This is a genomic window from Sorangium sp. So ce448 (genome assembly GCF_051520915.1).
GTDB lineage: Bacteria > Myxococcota_A > Polyangia > Polyangiales > Polyangiaceae > Sorangium > Sorangium cellulosum_B.
In genome coordinates, this window is the sequence record NZ_CP150343.1 from 7,633,057 (window position 1) to 7,648,654 (window position 15,598).

General features: G+C 72.1%; 9 protein-coding genes. 4 read left to right on the forward strand and 5 right to left on the reverse strand.

Annotated features, from left to right (window positions below; translation table 11 throughout):
* Positions 1 to 54: 54 nt before the first annotated feature.
* The gene (locus WMF45_RS28830) at positions 55 to 219 is read right to left on the reverse strand and encodes a hypothetical protein (RefSeq protein ID WP_437707883.1); all 165 of its coding nucleotides are present in this window, start codon (positions 217 to 219) and stop codon (positions 55 to 57) included.
* A 321-nt stretch (positions 220 to 540) separates the two neighbouring features.
* Between WMF45_RS28830 and WMF45_RS28835 the strand changes: the two genes are divergently transcribed.
* Entirely contained in the window at positions 541 to 1,332 is a 792-nt protein-coding gene (locus WMF45_RS28835) for an OmpA family protein (protein ID WP_437707885.1), read from the forward strand.
* An 84-nt stretch (positions 1,333 to 1,416) separates the two neighbouring features.
* Here WMF45_RS28835 and WMF45_RS28840 read toward each other — a convergent pair whose 3' ends face one another.
* Complete coding sequence (locus WMF45_RS28840; protein WP_437707887.1) at positions 1,417 to 5,292, reverse strand: protein kinase domain-containing protein; 3,876 nt, start codon at positions 5,290 to 5,292, stop codon at positions 1,417 to 1,419.
* A gap of 307 nt (positions 5,293 to 5,599) precedes the next feature.
* On the opposite strand from WMF45_RS28840, the gene WMF45_RS28845 reads away from it, so the two are divergent.
* Together WMF45_RS28845 and WMF45_RS28850 are read left to right on the forward strand one after the other, a co-directional pair.
* The gene (locus tag WMF45_RS28845) at positions 5,600 to 5,896 is read left to right on the forward strand and encodes a hypothetical protein (RefSeq protein WP_437707889.1); all 297 of its coding nucleotides are present in this window, start codon (positions 5,600 to 5,602) and stop codon (positions 5,894 to 5,896) included.
* A 13-nt stretch (positions 5,897 to 5,909) separates the two neighbouring features.
* Positions 5,910 to 7,460 (forward strand): ATP-binding protein, encoded by a 1,551-nt coding sequence (locus WMF45_RS28850; protein ID WP_437707891.1) that lies wholly within the window; start codon positions 5,910 to 5,912, stop codon positions 7,458 to 7,460.
* 197 nt (positions 7,461 to 7,657) lie between these two features.
* On the opposite strand, the gene WMF45_RS28855 is transcribed toward WMF45_RS28850, so the two are convergent.
* Complete coding sequence (locus WMF45_RS28855) at positions 7,658 to 11,527, reverse strand: protein kinase domain-containing protein (RefSeq protein ID WP_437707893.1); 3,870 nt, start codon at positions 11,525 to 11,527, stop codon at positions 7,658 to 7,660.
* A gap of 360 nt (positions 11,528 to 11,887) precedes the next feature.
* The gene (valS, locus tag WMF45_RS28860; protein WP_437707895.1) at positions 11,888 to 14,593 is read right to left on the reverse strand and encodes a valine--tRNA ligase; all 2,706 of its coding nucleotides are present in this window, start codon (positions 14,591 to 14,593) and stop codon (positions 11,888 to 11,890) included.
* Between the two features lie 68 nt (positions 14,594 to 14,661).
* Between valS and WMF45_RS28865 the strand changes: the two genes are divergently transcribed.
* Entirely contained in the window at positions 14,662 to 14,805 is a 144-nt protein-coding gene (locus WMF45_RS28865) for a hypothetical protein (RefSeq protein WP_437707897.1), read from the forward strand.
* On the opposite strand, the gene WMF45_RS28870 is transcribed toward WMF45_RS28865, so the two are convergent.
* A complete protein-coding gene (locus tag WMF45_RS28870; RefSeq protein WP_437707898.1) occupies positions 14,796 to 15,530 on the reverse strand; it encodes a ferredoxin--NADP reductase in 735 nt (244 codons plus the stop codon). The two genes, WMF45_RS28865 and WMF45_RS28870, sit on opposite strands and share 10 nt — an antisense overlap.
* Between the last annotated feature and the right edge of the window lie 68 nt (positions 15,531 to 15,598).

The following is a 15,598-nucleotide window of genomic DNA, read 5'->3' on the forward strand; positions in this document are numbered from 1 at the left end:
ACCCGGTCACGGATGCACACCCGGGACGCATCGGAGCAGGGGCCACCGGCCACCTCAACCCCGGTCGGCTGGCAGGAACGCCGGTCGGCTGGCAGGAACGGCTGGCGGGGCCACCTCAACCTCGGTCGGGTTCGCCTCAACCTCGGTCGGGTCCGCCTCAACCTCGGTCGGGTCCGCCTCAACCTCGGTCGGGTCCGCCTCAACCTCGGTCGGGGCCACCTCAACCTCGGTCGGAGCCGCCTCAACCTCGGTCGGGTCCGCCTCCGGTCGGGGCCACCTCAACCTCGGTCGGGGCGGGCGCCAGCAACGCCCGCGGCTGCGCCGCCGCCGGCGTCCCCGCTCGCGCCAGCGCCGTCGCCGGCCGCGCCGCCGCCGCTCTCACCTGCGCCGCAGGAGCCCCGATCCCGCCTCACCTGCAGCGCACGGCCGCGCGGACGGGCGGATCTCGCCGTCCTCCCCTCTGGATCTCTCGCCCGAGCTGAGCGACGCTCTCGCCCGCAGCATCCCGCTCCCGCCGACGGAGCCATGGAGAAAGCGCTCATGAACCGGACACTCATTGCACTACCCCTCGCGCTGTCGTCGCTGCTCGCCGCGGGCTGCGGCCACTCCGAGCAGGAGTGGAAGGCGCAGCTCGACAAGTACAACCAGCTCCAGAACCGGAGCCAGAAGAGGGAGGCCGAGCTCGAGAAGGAGCTCGCCGACGCGAAGCAGCGCGTCGAGGAGCTCGAGAAGAAGCTCGCGGACCAGGGCGCCGACATCTCGAAGATGAGCTCGACGCTGGAGGACCGCGAGAAGGCGCTGGCCGAGTACAAGGCGCGCGCCAAGCAGCTCGAGGCGATCCAGGCGCGGTTCGACCTGCTCCGGAAGAAGCTCGAGGAGCTCGTCAAGCTCGGCCTGGAGGTCCAGGTCCGCAGGAACCGGATGGTCATCTCGCTGCCCGGAGACGTCCTGTTCGACTCGGGCAAGGACACGCTGAGCAAGGACGGCCAGCAGATCCTGAAGAAGATCTCGGACGTCATCCGGGGCGACAAGTCGCTCGTGGACCGCGACTACCAGGTCGCCGGGCACACCGACAGCCAGCCCTACAAGAGCGGCCCGTTCCAGGACAACTGGGGGCTGTCGCTGATGCGCGCCCGGGCCGTGCTGCTGTTCCTGATCGGCAAGGAGGGCCAGCTGCCGACGAGGCACTGGAGCGCGGCCGGGTTCGCGGACACGGACCCGATCGCGAGCAACAACACGCCGGCCGGCAAGCAGAAGAACCGCCGGTGCGACCTGATCGTGCTGCCGGACGTCGATGAAATGCTCGACCTGACGAAGCTCGCCACGAAGTAAGCGCCGGCAAGCGAGGGGCCCGGGGCGCCGCTTCGTGCGCCACGGGCTCACCGGCGTCGTTCGGCGCGCGAGCAGCGCGAGGGCTCAGCCGCCGAGCCACTGCCGCGCGAGCTCGAGCGTGCGGGCGTTGTCCGGCACGTCGCGGAGGAAGCGCTCGCGCCAGGCCGGATCGCTGAGCTGCTCGGCGCGCGCGAGCAGCGCCGTCCTGGCCGACGCGATCGCTGCCTCGGCCTCGGCGCGCCTCCCGCTCGCGGCGAGCGCCTCGACATACGCCAGCCGGACGAGCGACTCGCCCTCTTCCAGCGTGCCAAACTCAGCCAACCGCGCGCTCGCCTCGGCGGCAGCCCGCATCGCCTCGTCGATGCGCCCGAGCTCGATCAGCACGCGAGCGAGGATGGAGAAGGCCTGCACGCAGAGCGTGGGCGCGCTCTCGAAGAGCGCGATGGCGGCGCGCGCCTCGCGCTCGGCGGCCTCGAAATCGCTCATGGCGAGGGCGATCTTCGCCAGGTAGCAGCGAGCGAAGAGCTCCGTGCGCACCATGCCCGCTCCCTGGCTCGACGCGACCGCCTCCTCGGCGAGCGCCCGCCCTTCGGCGAGCTGACCACGGTACCCGAGGACCTGCGCGAGGTTGGCCTGTGCAGCGACCTTCAGCTCGTCCAGGTGCATCCGGTCGGCCGCCTCCATGGCTGCCCGCAGCATCGACTGCGCCGTCTCGAAGTCGCCGAGCTCCATGCACACGGCGCCAAGGCTCGTCCGGCCGCTGAGCGCGTTGCGATGGTCGCCAGCCTGCTCGAAGGCGAGCAACGCGGCTTCCTGGCTGCCGGCACAGGAGCCCAGGTCGCCTCTGCACATCTCATAGGCCGCGCGCGCGTCGTGGAGGTGCGCGACCACCTCGATATCCCTCGTCTCCGCGCTCGCGAGGGCGCGCTGCACCACATCGAGCAACGCGGCGCCTTCGGCGTACCGCCCCCCCAGCGCCAGCGCGCTCGCGCCCGCGGACAGGCAGCGGAGCTTCGCGCTCTGCGCGTCGCCGGAGGCGGCCACGCCCACCGCCTCGTTCATCCAGCGCTCGACCTCGTCCAGCCGCCCCAGCTTGGACGTGGCCCATACCAGGGGGATGATGGCCGAGAACCACGCGGCCGAGCCGCGCTCCACCAGGCCCAGCGCCTCGCTCCCCCGCTCCGCGGAGAGCGCGAGATCGCCGCGCCACACATGAGCCTCCGCCTGGACCCAGCGGAGCCTGCCGGCGGCGTCCCCGGCCGCGCCGCAGCCGAGACCCCGGTCGGCCCGCGCGATCGCCGCGTCGAGATCGCCGCCGCGGAGCGCCTCCTCCGCCGCGCGCAAATACGCCTCCGCCGCCCGCGCCGGCGCGCCGCCGAGCTCGAAGTGCTCCGCAAGCACCGTCGCGTCCGCCCCGCCAGCCCGCGCCAGCCAGTCGCCCGCAAGACCGTGCCCGACGCGGCGGTCGCGCTCGGTCAGCATGCCGTAGGCCGCCTCCCGCACCAGCGCGTGCCGGAACTCGTATTCCACCTCGCCCGCGATCCGCGCCTCGCGCCGCCGCACGAGCAGCTCCCGCCGCCCCAGCTCCGCGAGCGGCTGCGCCACCGGCCCCCCGCCCACCAGCGCAGCCACCGCGCCTTCCCACGACGTCTCGCCGAACACGCTCGCCGCGCGCAGCACCCGCCGCTCCTCCACGCCCAGCGCCTCCAGCCGCGCCTGCACCATCGCGAGCGCCGTCTCCGGCATCCCCTCGCCACGGCCCTCGGCCACCGCCCGGATCTGCTCCTCCAGCACGAACGCGTTGCCCTCGGCGCGCGCCAGCAGCTCGTCCACCTGCGCCGCGCTCACGCCGTCGCCCAGCACCTCCCGCACCAGCCGCTCGCTCGCGCGCCGGGGCAGCGCCGCGAGCCGCAGCCGGAGCCCGACCCGCTGGCGCCAGAGCTCCGGAAACAGCTCGTCCACCTCGGGGCGCGCCAGCGCCAGCACCAGCAGCGGCAGGTCCCTCGCGTGCTGGAGCGCCGCGTCGATCAGCCGCACCGTCGGCAGGTCGCCCCAGTGCAGATCCTCCAGCACCAGCAGCACCGGCTGCCGCTCGCACTCGGCCCGAACGAAGTCCTCGAACGCCTGGCGGATGCGGTCGCCCATCAGCACCGGGCTCTGGCGCGCCGCCTGCAGCTGCACATCGCCCTCGTCAGGGAAGGGCGCCCCCACCAGCTCGCCGAGGAACGCCGCCACGTGCGGCCCCTTGCTCCCGAGCCCGTCGAGCCGTTCTACCCGCGCCAGCACCTTGCTCCGCCGCACCTCCAGCGCCTCGCCGTCGAGCAGCCCCATGGCGCGGCGGAGCGCCTGGGCGACGAGGCCGAACGCCGAGCCGGCCGCCATCGCATCGGCCCTGCCGATCCACACCTCGGCGGCCTCGCGCTGCTCCTCGATGGCGCGCAGGAACTCCCAGGCGAGGCGCGACTTGCCCATGCCCGCGGCCCCCACGACGACCACCGCGCTCGCGGCGGGCTCGTCCACGCAATGGCGCCACTCGGCCGCGAGCTGCGAGAGCTCTCGCTCGCGCCCCACGCACGGCGTCGGCTTCCCGAGCAGCCTCGGCACCGTGTCCGGCTCCTCCTTCCGGCCGCGCAGCCAGCATCCTTCGGGCCCCCGCGCCGTATCGAAGCGGCTCGCGAGCAGGCTCGCCGTCGCGCTGTCGAGCCGGATACCCCCGGACGGCGAGCCGTCGCGCCCCACGATCAGCTGGGCCACCCGATCGACCAGCTCACCGACAGGCAGCCTCCCCTCGATCTCCGCCAGCCCCGTCGCGACCGACATGGGCACGCCGCCAACCACCGTCCGGAGCGCGAGCGCGCAATGGGCGGCTCGCACAGCGAGGTCCGTCGGAGACTCGGCCCCCGACAGCGCGATGAGCAGCCACTTCGACTGCAGGACATCGAGCCTCCCACCGTGGCGCGCAGCGATGTCCCGCAGCGCCTGGGCCTGCGCGACCCCGTCGGCCTCCGCCAGCGTCGCGCCGGTCTCCTCGATGCCATGGGCGGCCAGGATGACGCACATGACCCGCCGCTCCGATGTCGTGATCTCCTCGCCGGGCGCGCGCGGCGCCGCGACAACGCTCCCTCCCGCGGCGAGCCCCTCGCCGGCGAAGACGGCCAGCTCCGCCGCGACGGCGGCGCCGTCGCGCGGCCGGTGCTCCGCCGACTTCGACAGCATCCGGGCCACGAGGCAGTCGAGCGGCTCGGGGATGCCGTCGCGCAGCTCCCCGAGCCGCGGCGGCTCCTCCAGCACGACCTTCACGAGCAGCGAGAGCAGGTTGTCGCCCAGGAACGGCCGGCGCCCCGCGAGGCACTCGAACAGGATGCACCCGAGCGCGAACACATCCGCGCGGGCGTCCACCGGCGCCTCGCCGCTCGCCTGCTCGGGGGCCATGTACCCGGCCGTTCCAAGGATCGCTCCGGGCGCCGTCAGGCTCTGCGTGAGCCAGAGCTCGCGCGCGATGCCGAAGTCGAGCAGCGTCGCTCGCTCGACCGCGCCGCCCACCAGCATCAGGTTGCTCGGCTTCAGGTCGCGGTGGACGATGCCCTGCTGGTGGACCGCGCCCAGCGTCGTCGCCACCTGCGCCGCCAGCGTCACGCTCTCCGCCATCGAGAGCGGTCCTTGAGCGAGCCTCTGCTCCAGCGTCACGCCCTCCAGCCACTCCATCGCCAGGTACGGCTGTCCTGCGCCCGTCGTCCCGTGCGCCACGTACCGCACGACCCCTGGCAGCCGGAGCGTGACGAGCGCCTTCGCCTCCCGAGCGAACCGGCGCAGATCGCCCGCGCTCGCGCTGTGCAGCACCTTGAGCGCGACCGCCTCCCCCGACCGCCGGTCACGCGCGCGATAGACCTCCCCCATCCCGCCACTTCCGGCGAACCGCTCGATCTCGAACCGATCCTCGACCACGTCCAAATCGCGCATTGCGCCTGCGATGTCGTTCACACGGGCCTCCAGCGACGGCCCTCACCCGCAGGATCACGGTACCCTGTCGGGAGTCATATGTGATCTACACAACGATCACCCCGGCGTGTGGCCGATCTCGGGCGCCTGGCTCGCAGGGCGACCCCAACGCGCTCTGGTGCTCGGGCGTCCGGGGGCATTCGCGACGACAGCGCGTTCCGGCGCCCGGGCGCCGAGTTCCTGGCCCGCCGGGTAGGGCAGCGCGCGGCGTGATCTCAACCGCCGGAAGTTGCGCAGCCGGCCAATCCGACGAGGGGGAGGGCTGGAGATGCCGGGCATCGCCACGACGGCATGGTCGAGACCTCCAGAGACCCAGCCGCCATCGGGCAGCGCGGCCAGCGCGGTCACCTCGCCCGCGTGTGCGGACCACCGGCTCGCGAGCGAGCACGTGGCCGTCGACCACGCGCTGACGTTGCCGGCGCCGTCGCCGACGAGCACGGCTTGCCCTGCCGCCACGCTGCGCATCCGCCGCTGCGCGATCCCCAGCTGCCTCAGCGAGGTTCGCCGCCGCCGGGCGAACGCGACCGGCGTCGCCGCGCTGGTCACCCGGCGCCGCCGCCCTTAGGCTCACCGCCGCGATGCACCGCTGGTTCAACACCGCAGGTCCCTGCAACCCGGCCGATCACTACATGCTCCCGGCCGAGGAGCGCCTGCCCGGGGTGCGCGAGCTCATCGATCGCAAAGCCTACTTCGTCCTGCACGCGCCGCGGCAGATCGGAAAGACGACCTCGCTGCGTACGCTCGCCCGGGATCTCACGGCCGAAGGGCGCTATGTGGCGGTCCTCGTCTCGGCGGAGATCGGCGCTCCCTTCCCCGACGACCCTGGCGCAGCCGAGCTCGCGATGCTCGCCGAATGGCGCGGCACCGCCGGCTCGCAGCTCCCGGCCGATCTGCAGCCGCCACCGTTCCCCGATGCCCCCCCCGGCCAGCGCATCGGAGCGGCCCTGCGCGCCTGGGCCAAGGCTGCGCCGCGTCCGCTCGTCGTCTTCCTCGATGAGGCCGACGCCCTGCGCGACGCGACGCTCGTCTCCCTGCTGCGCCAGATCCGCAGCGGCTATCCCGATCGCCCGAGTGACTTCCCGCACGCGCTCGCGCTCGTCGGCCTGCGCGATGTGCGCGACTACAAGGTCACGTCCGGCGGCAGCGACAGGCTCGGGACGTCGAGCCCCTTCAACATCAAGGTCGAGTCCCTCACCCTGCGCAACTTCACGCACGACGAGGTCGCGGCGCTCTACGCCCAGCACACGGCCGAAACCGGCCAGGTCTTCCGTCCGGACGCCGTGGACCGGGCCTTCGAGCTCACCCAGGGTCAGCCATGGCTCGTGAACGCGCTCGCCCGCCAGCTCGTCGATGTCCTGGTCAAGGATCGCGCGCTGCCCATCGCGGCCCCGGACGTGGATCGCGCCAGGGAGATCCTTATCGAGCGGCAGGACACGCACCTCGACAGCCTGGTGGACCGGCTGCGCCAGCCGCGCATCCGCGCCGTGATCGAGCCCATGCTCGCCGGCACCACCCTCGGCGATGTGCCCGAAGACGACCGGCGCTTCGCTGTCGACCTGGGCCTCGTGCGCCGAACGGCGGAAGGCGGTCTCGTCATCGCCAACCCCATCTACCGCGAGATCATCGTCCGTGAGCTCGCGAGCGGGGTGCGCGACTCGCTGCCGCGCATCCCGGCGACCTGGCTCACTCAGGACGGCCGCCTCGACGCCGATCGCCTGCTCGACGCCTTTCTCTCCTTCTGGCGCCAGCACGGCGAGCCGCTGCTCAGGGCGGCGCCCTACCACGAGATCGCGCCGCACCTCGTGGTCATGGCCTTCCTCCACCGCGTCGTGAACGGCGGCGGCACCATCGATCGCGAGTACGCCATCGGCCGGGGCAGGATGGATCTCTGCGTTCGTTATGCGGGCGAGACGCTCGCGATCGAGCTCAAGGTCTGGCGAGACGGCCGCCCGGATCCCCTTGGCGAAGGGCTTACCCAGCTGGACGAGTACCTCGCCGGGTTGGGGCTCCAGCGCGGATGGCTCATCCTCTTCGACCAGCGCTCGGGACAGCCTCCCATCGCCGAGCGCACGCGCCGCGAGCTCGCGTCGACCCCCGCGGGACGCGAGGTCGTCGTGATTCGCGCCTGATCTCTCCGGGTTTCAGCAATGCGCGATGCCACGCCAGGGGCTGCTTGCGCCTCCCGCCACCTCGGTGTGGGTCGTTGTTCACGGCGCCGCCGCTGCGCTGGAGCGCAGCACCTCGCGGGCACACTGGCCAACCTTCGTGGCGCACCGGGACATGGCATGTGTGCAGGGTGCATCGACCTCGCCCAGCCCCCGATTGTTCACCCGCCGAGCCACCGCCGCGCGAGCTCGAGCGTGCGGGCATTGTCCGGAACGTCGCGGAGGAAGCGCTCGCGCCAGGTCGGATCGCTGAGCTTATCGGCGCGCGCGAGCAGCGCCGTCCTGGCCGAAGCGATCGCAGCGGCAGCCTCCGCGTGTCTGCCGCTCGCGGCGAGCGCCTCGGCATAGGTCAAGCGGACGAACGACTCGCCTTCTTCCAGCGTACCGAGCTCCGCCAGCTTCAAGCTCGCCTCGGCGGCAGCCCGCATCGCCTCGTCGGTGCGCTCGAGTCCGAGCAGCGCACAGGCGAGGACAGCGGAGGCGTATGCGCCGAGCGTCGGGACGCTCTGCGAGAGCGCCACCACAGCGCGCGCGTCGCGCTCGGCGGCCTCGAAATCGCCCATCGCGAGGGCAATCTTCGCAAGGTAGCTGCGAGCCCCTACCTCCGTGCGTACCAGGCCCGCTGACCGGCTCGCCGACGCAGTGGATTCGGCGAGCGCCCGCGCCTCGGTCAGTTGACCACGAGATGCCAGGACCCGCGCGAGGTTGTTTCTGGCAACGAGCTTCACCTCCTGCAAATGCATTCGGTCAGCCTCCATCAGCGCGACGCGCAGCGTCGAGTGCGCCCTCGTGAAATCGCCGAGCTCCGCATAGACGGCGCCCATGTTGCCGCGTGTGGTGCAAGCGTTACGACGATCACCGGCCTGCTCGTAGGCGTCGCTGGCGGCTTCCATGCCATCCAAACTGGCGACCAGGTCACCCGTGCAGAGGGCATGAGCAGCACGCGCCTCGTGGAGGTGCGCGACCGCCTCGACGTCGAGCACATCGGTGCTCCCATAGGCGTGCTCGACCGTGTCGAGCAGAGCGCGCCCTTCTGCATAGCGACCGGCCAGCGTCAGTGTGCTTGCGCCATCGGTAAGACAGATGAGCTTGACGCGCTGCGCGTCGACCATGGCGACCGTGCTCGCAGCTACGCTCATCCAGCGCTCGGCCTCATCGAGCCGGCCCAGCAGGTACAACGCAACGACCACGTGCGTGATGGCTGGAAACCATGCGGCCGAGCCACGCTCGATCCGCTCGATCGCCTCCGTGCCTCGCTCCGCGGCCAGGGAGAGATCGCCGCGCCATACGTGCGCCTCAGCCTGAACCAGGCGAAGCCTGCCGACGAGCTCTGGAGCCGCCCCGCAGCCGATACCACGCTCGGCCCGTGCGATCGCCGCACCGAGATCGCCGCCACGGAGCGCCTCCTCGGCCGCACGCTGGTACGCCTCCGCCGCGCGCACCGGCGCGCCGCCGATCTCGAAATGCTCGGCCAGCGACATCGCGTCCGCGCCCCCGGCGCAGTCCAGCCAGTCGCCCGCAAGGCCGTGCCCGACGCGGCGATCGCGCTCGGTGAGCATCTCGTAAGCTGCTTCTCGCACCAGCGCGTGCCGGAACTCGTACTCCACCTCGCCCGCGACGCGCGCCTCGCGCCGCCGCCGGATGAGCTCTCGACGGGCGAGCTCGGTGAGCTGCCGCGCCACCGGCGCGCCGCCCACCAGAGCGACTACCCCGCTTTCCCAGAACGTCTCGCCAAAGACGCTCGCCGCGCGCAACACGCGGCGCTCCTCGACGCCTAGCGCCCCGAGCCGCGCCTGCAACATCGCCAGCGCCGTCTCGGGTATGCCCTCACCCCTGCCGTCGGCCACGGCGCGAATCTGCTCCTCCAGCACGAACGCATTGCCCTCGGCGCGCACGACGAGCGCTTCCACCTGCTCGGGTCCGACGCCATCACCGAGCACCTCGCGCACGAGCCGCTCGCTCTCACGCCGGGGTAGCGGCCCAAGGCGGATCCGGAGCCCGTGACGCTCGCTCCAGAGCGTCGGGAAGAGCTCGTGGACCTCCGGACGGGCGAGCGCCAGCACGAAGAACGGCAGATCTCCGGCGCGCTGGAGCGCGGCGTCGACCAGCGTCACCGTGGGCAGGTCGCCCCAGTGCAGATCCTCCAGCACGAGGAGCACCGGCTGCCGTTGGCACTCGGCCTGAATGAAGTCCTCGAACGCCTCGCGGAGGCGGTCCCCCATCAGCACGGGGCTCTGGCGCGCCGCCTGGAGCTGCACATCTCCCTCACCGGGGAAGGGCGCCCCTACCAGCTCACCGAGGAACGCCGCGACGTGTGGGGCCTTGGCCCCGAGCTCGCCGAGCCGCTCCACCCGGGCGAGCACCTTGCGCCGCCGCACCTCCCGCGGCTCGCCGTCGAGGATGCCCATGGCGCGGCGGAGCGCCTGGGCGAGCAGCCCGAACGCGGAGCCGGCGGCCATGGGGTCGGCCCTCCCGATCCAGACCTCGGCGGCATCGCTCCTCTCACGAAGGAACTCCGAGGCGAGGCGCGACTTGCCTAGCCCGGAGGCGCCGACGACGACCACGGCGCTCGCGGTGGGCTCGTCCACGCAATGGCGCCACTCGGCCGCGAGCTGCAAAAGCTCGCGATCGCGCCCCACACAGGGCGTCGGCTTGCCGAGGAGCCGGGGGACGGTGTCCGGCTCCTCCTTCGGGCCACGGAGCCAGGCTCCTTCGTCCGCCTGCGCTATGTCGAAGGATCTGGCGAGCAGGCCCGCCGTCGCGCCGTCGACCCGGATGCCCGACTCTGGCGAGCGAGCGCGCTGCGGGAAGAGCTGTACGACGCGGTCGATCAGCGCGCCGACCGGCAGCCGCCCGGCGACCTCGGCCATCCCCGTGGCGATGGACATGGGCACGCCGCCGAGCTCAATCCGCAGCGCGAACGCGCAATGGGCCGCACGCGCGGCGAGATCGGTCGGGGCCTCGGCGCCGGACAGCGCGATGAGCAGCCACTGCGATTGAAGGAGTTCGAGGCGCCCGCCGTGACGCGCGGCGATGTCCCGCAGCGCCTCTGTGCGAGCGGCGCCCTCGGCCTCCGAGAGCGTGGCGTCCGTCTCCGCGCTGCCATCAGCGGCCAGGATGACGCAGATAACCCGGCGCTCCGCCGTCGTGATCTCCACGCTCAGCGCGGGCGGCTCCGCGGTCTCGCCCTCTCCGCCGGGGAGCGCCCCGTGCGCCAAGGTTGCGAGCTCCTCGGCGACAGCGGCGCCGTCGCGCGGCCGCTGCCGCGCCTCTTTCGACAGCATCCGGGCCACGAGGCGCTCGAGAGGCTCCGGGAGACCGTCGCGGAGCTCTCCGAGCCGCGGCGGCTCTTCCAGCACGACCTTCATGAGGAGCGAGAGCGCGTTATCGCCCACGAATGGCGGGCGCCCCGCGAGGCACTCGAACAGCATGCAGCCGAGCGCAAACACATCGGCGCGGGCATCGACGGACGGCTCGCCGCGCGCCTGCTCGGGGGCCATGTACCCGGGTGTGCCGAGGATCGCACCGGGCGCTGTCAGGCTCCGCGCGAGCCGGATATCCCGAGCAATGCCGAAGTCGAGGAGCGTCGCGCGCTCGACGGCGCCATCTACAAGCATCAGGTTGCTCGGCTTCAGGTCGCGGTGAACGATGCCGAGCTGGTGAACCGCGCCGAGCGTCGTCGCCACCCGTGCTGCCAGGATCATGCTCTCGGCGATCGAGAGCGGTCCTTGAGCGAGCCTCTCTTCCAGGGTGATGCCGTCGAGCCACTCCATGGCAAGGTAGGGCCGCCCCATGATGACGGTCATTCCGTGCGCCACGTACCGCACGACCCCTGGCAGCCGGAGCGTGACGAGGGCCTCAGCCTCCCGCGAGAGCCGACTCAGGTCGCGTACGTTCGCGCTCTGCAGCACCTTGAGCGCGACCGCCTGCCCCGACCGCCGGTCCCGCGCACGGTAGACGTCGCCCATCCCACCGGAGCCGGCGAGCCGCTCGATTTCGAACCGATCCTCGACCACGTCCGATGCGCGCATCGCCCTTTCCTATGGGCTTCGCGCGAGCCCCCCAGGTGCCTGCTTCTCGCGCGCGACACGCACAGGTCACCACAAGAGCGAGGCGATTTCCATCGCCTGAGCGCTGGGTTCCTCTCGATGCCTCGGGTCCGCGTGCCTCGGGACGCCGCGATGCTCTCTCGCCCTACAGCAAAGCCGTAGGCCCTCGTGGAGGGAGCCCGCCGCGCGGCGCGCGCACGGGCTGTTGTCTGAGCCCATTGGACGTCCTGTGTCCGGCGCGCGCAGCGCGACGGGCACAGGACGTCTCAGGCGAGTTCAGCCCGTGCGCGCGCCGCGCGGCACGCTCCCTCCACGAGGGCCGGGCTACCACCTCGATCCGGGCTACTCCGTGGCCGCCGCAGCCTCCCCCGTCCCGGCCGCCGCCGCAGCCGCCACCTCCAGCTCGCAGCGCACCACCTGGACCTCGCCGTCCGCAAGCTCCGCCCGCTCCACCAGCTCGTGCGCCCCCCCTGCGCGCACCGCCGCGAGCACGTCCCCCAGCGCCGGCTTCAGCCGCGTCAGCGTCGCCGCGTTCGCGCCGAACGCCAGATCCGTCACAACGCGCCCCACGCTCGCGCCGAGCTCGCTCTTCCGCTTGTTGACCGCCGCCATCGCCGCAGCCGCCAGCTCCAGGAGCCCCGGGTCCGCCGGCGCCGCGACCTCCGCGAAATCGCCCGCCGCGGGCCACTTCGCCCGGTGGATCGACCGCTGCCCCGTCTCCTCGGCGTACACCCAGGCCCAGACCTCGTCGGTGATGTACGGGAGCACCGGCGCGAACAGCCGCAGCAGCACCGAGAGCCCGAGCCGCAGCGCAGCCACCGCCGAGCCCCGCGCCGCATCACCGGCGCCGCCCTCGCCGCGCGCCCGCGCCTTGGCCAGCTCCAGGTAAGCGTCGGTGAACCAGCGCCAGAAGAAATCCTCCGTCCGCTCGAGCGCCGCCGCGAACTCCTGCGCCTCGAACGAGCGCGTCGCGTCCGCCACCACCGCCGACAGCTTGTGCAAGAACGCCCGATCCAGCTCCTCGGAGACCGGATGGACCTCCGCCGACTGGCTGAGCACGTACTTGCCCGCATTCCAGATCTTCGTGACGAGGCGCTTGCCGATCTTCAGCACCTTCTCGTCAAAGGCCGTGTCCGTGCCGAGCCGCGCGCTCGCCGACCAGTAGCGGACCGCGTCCGACGAGTAGTTGTCGAGCAGGTGCATCGGCGTCACGACATTGCCCTTGCTCTTCGACATCTTCTTGCGATCGGGGTCGAGGATCCACCCCGAGATCGCGATATGACGCCACGGCACCGACGCCTCGTGCAGCATCGCCTTCGCGATCGTGTAGAAGGCCCACGTCCGGATGATGTCGTGCGCCTGCGGGCGCAGATCGGCCGGGAACAGCCGCGCGTGGCGCCCCTCGTCGAGGCCCCAGTACGAGCTGATCTGCGGCGTGAGCGAGCTCGTGAACCACGTGTCGAACACGTCGGACTCCGCCGTGAAGCCGCCCGGCTTGTCCCGCTGAGACGCGTCGTACCCGGGCGGCACGTCGACCGTCGGATCGACCGGGAGCATCTCGCGCGTCGCGAGCAGCGGCCTACCGTGATCCGGGTTGCCCTCGGCGTCGAGCGGATACCAGACCGGGAACTGCACGCCGAAGTACCGCTGGCGGCTGATGCACCAGTCGCCCTGGAGGCCCTCGGTCCAGTTGCGGTACCTGAGGCGCATGAAATCCGGGTGCCACTCGATCTTGTCGCCGAACTCGAGGAGCTTTTCCTTCTTGTCGGCGAGCCGGACGAACCACTGCCGCGTGGGCACGAACTCGAGCGGCTGATCGCCCTTCTCGAAGAACTTCACCGCCCGCTCGATCGGCTTCGGCTCGCCCCGCAGCGCCGGGCCCGTGCCGGGCGCCGCCGCGTGCTCCTCGCGGCGGAGGAGCTCGACGACGGCCGTGCGCGCCTGCTTCACCCCCTTGCCCTGGAGCGGCGCATACGCCGCGTTCGCGGCGGCCGGATCGCGGCTCTGAAAGTCGCCCTCCCCGAACGTCACCGGGAGGAGTCGGCCGTTCTTGCCGAGCATCTGCCGGAGAGGGAGCTTCTGCTCCCGCCACCAGATCACGTCCGTCGCGTCGCCGAAGGTGCAGACCATCAGGATGCCCGTGCCCTTCTCGCGATCCACGAGCGTGCTCGGGAAGATGGGCACCGGCGCGCGGAAGATCGGCGTGAGCGCCGTCTTGCCGAAGAGGTGCTGATACCGCGGATCCTCGGGGTGCGCCGTCACGCCCACGCAGGCCGCCAAGAGCTCCGGGCGCGTCGTCGCGATGACGAGCTGCTCGCCCGTGCCCTCCACCGCGAACGCGATGTCGTGGAACGCGCCGGACTGCGGGCGATCCTCGACCTCCGCCTGGGCGACCGCGGTCTGGAAATCGACGTCCCACATCGTGGGCGCGAAGACCGAGTAGAGGTGGCCCTTCTCGTGCAGATCCAGGAACGACAGCTGCGCCGTCCTGCGGCAGTGATCATCGATGGTGGCATACTCGTACTGCCAGTCGACCGAGAGGCCCACCCGGCGGAAGAGCGCCTTGAAGACCTGCTCGTCCTCGCGCGTGACCTTGTGGCATAGCTCGATGAAGTTCGGCCGCGACACGATGCGCGGCTGCTCCTTCTTGAGCGCCTCCGGCGCCGCCTGCGGCAGCGAGAGGCCGCGCTCGTACGGCGTGCGCACGTCCGTGCGGACGTGGAAATAGTTCTGCACGCGCCGCTCGGTGGGCAGGCCGTTGTCGTCCCAGCCCATGGGATAGAAGATGTTGAACCCGAGCATCCGGCGCTGCCGGACGATGACGTCCGTGTGCGTGTAGCTGAAGACGTGGCCGATGTGCAGCGAGCCCGAGGCGGTCGGCGGAGGCGTGTCGACCACGAAGGTCTCCTCGCGGGGGCGCGAGGGGTCATAACGGTACGTCCCGTCGGCCTCCCACGCGTCGGCCAGGCGCTGCTCGGCGACGGGCGAGTCGAAATGCTTCGGGAGCGTCGCTGGATCGATGGTGCGGAACGTCTTCTTGGTCGTCACGTGATCACCTGCAGAACTGACCCCGCAGGTACCGCCCGCGGGGGCGCGCATCCTACGTCGTACCCAGGGTGACGCTCAAGGCGCGCCGCGTCACCGGAGGGCGATCGGCGCTCGCGTCCGCCCGAGATCGGCGGCTCCTTCCTGGAGAGGCCGGCGGCTCCGTCGCGGCGCTCGACGTGGACGCGCTCGCCGGGACGGCGGCTCAGTCGTAGCGCTCGACGTGGACGTGCTTGCGGGGGACGCCGAGCTCGCCGCGGGCGAGCTCGCGCACGAGCGAGACCATCCGATCGAGGCCGCAGATGAAGACGTGCGGGGCCGGATCCCCGCTCGCCCCGGCCAGCTCCCTGTAGAGCTCGGGCACGTGCGCCTGCACGTAGCCGCGGCGGCCCGACCAGGACGGGCCGCCGCGCGAGAGCGTGATCTCGTAGCGGATCCGGTCCGAGCGGCGCGCGAGCGCCTCGAGCTCGTCGCGGTAGATGACGTCCTCCTCGAAGCGCGCGCCGAACAGGATCCACAGGTGCGCGGCCGCCCCGGCGCGCAGCGACGCGCGCAGCATGCTCCGGAGCGGCGTGACGCCGGTGCCGGTGGCGACGAACAGCGAGGGCGCAGGGCTCTCGGGATCGCGCGTGAAGAGCCCGTGCGGGCCGACGGCGCGGAGCGTCGCGCCGGGCTCCAGGCGGTGCAGGTGCTCCGAGCCGGCCCCGCCCTCCACGCGCGTGACCGCCAGATCGAAGCGAGGCGAGCCGTCGGGGGCAGAGGCGATCGAGTAGGCGCGCTTCACCTCACCCCCCGGGAGCGGGAGGATGAGGTTGACCCATTGCCCGGCCTCGAACAGGAACGCCCTGCCGTCGGCGCGCTCGAACGAGAGCTCTCGCACGAAGGAGCTGAGAGGCCGGACGGCGACGAGGCGGGCTTCGAACGGTTCGGCTTGGATCATGATCGGGCCTCTGCGCGGCCTCAGGCTGCCGGGCCGCGCGGGTGGCGAGGTCTTACCGCAGCCCTCGC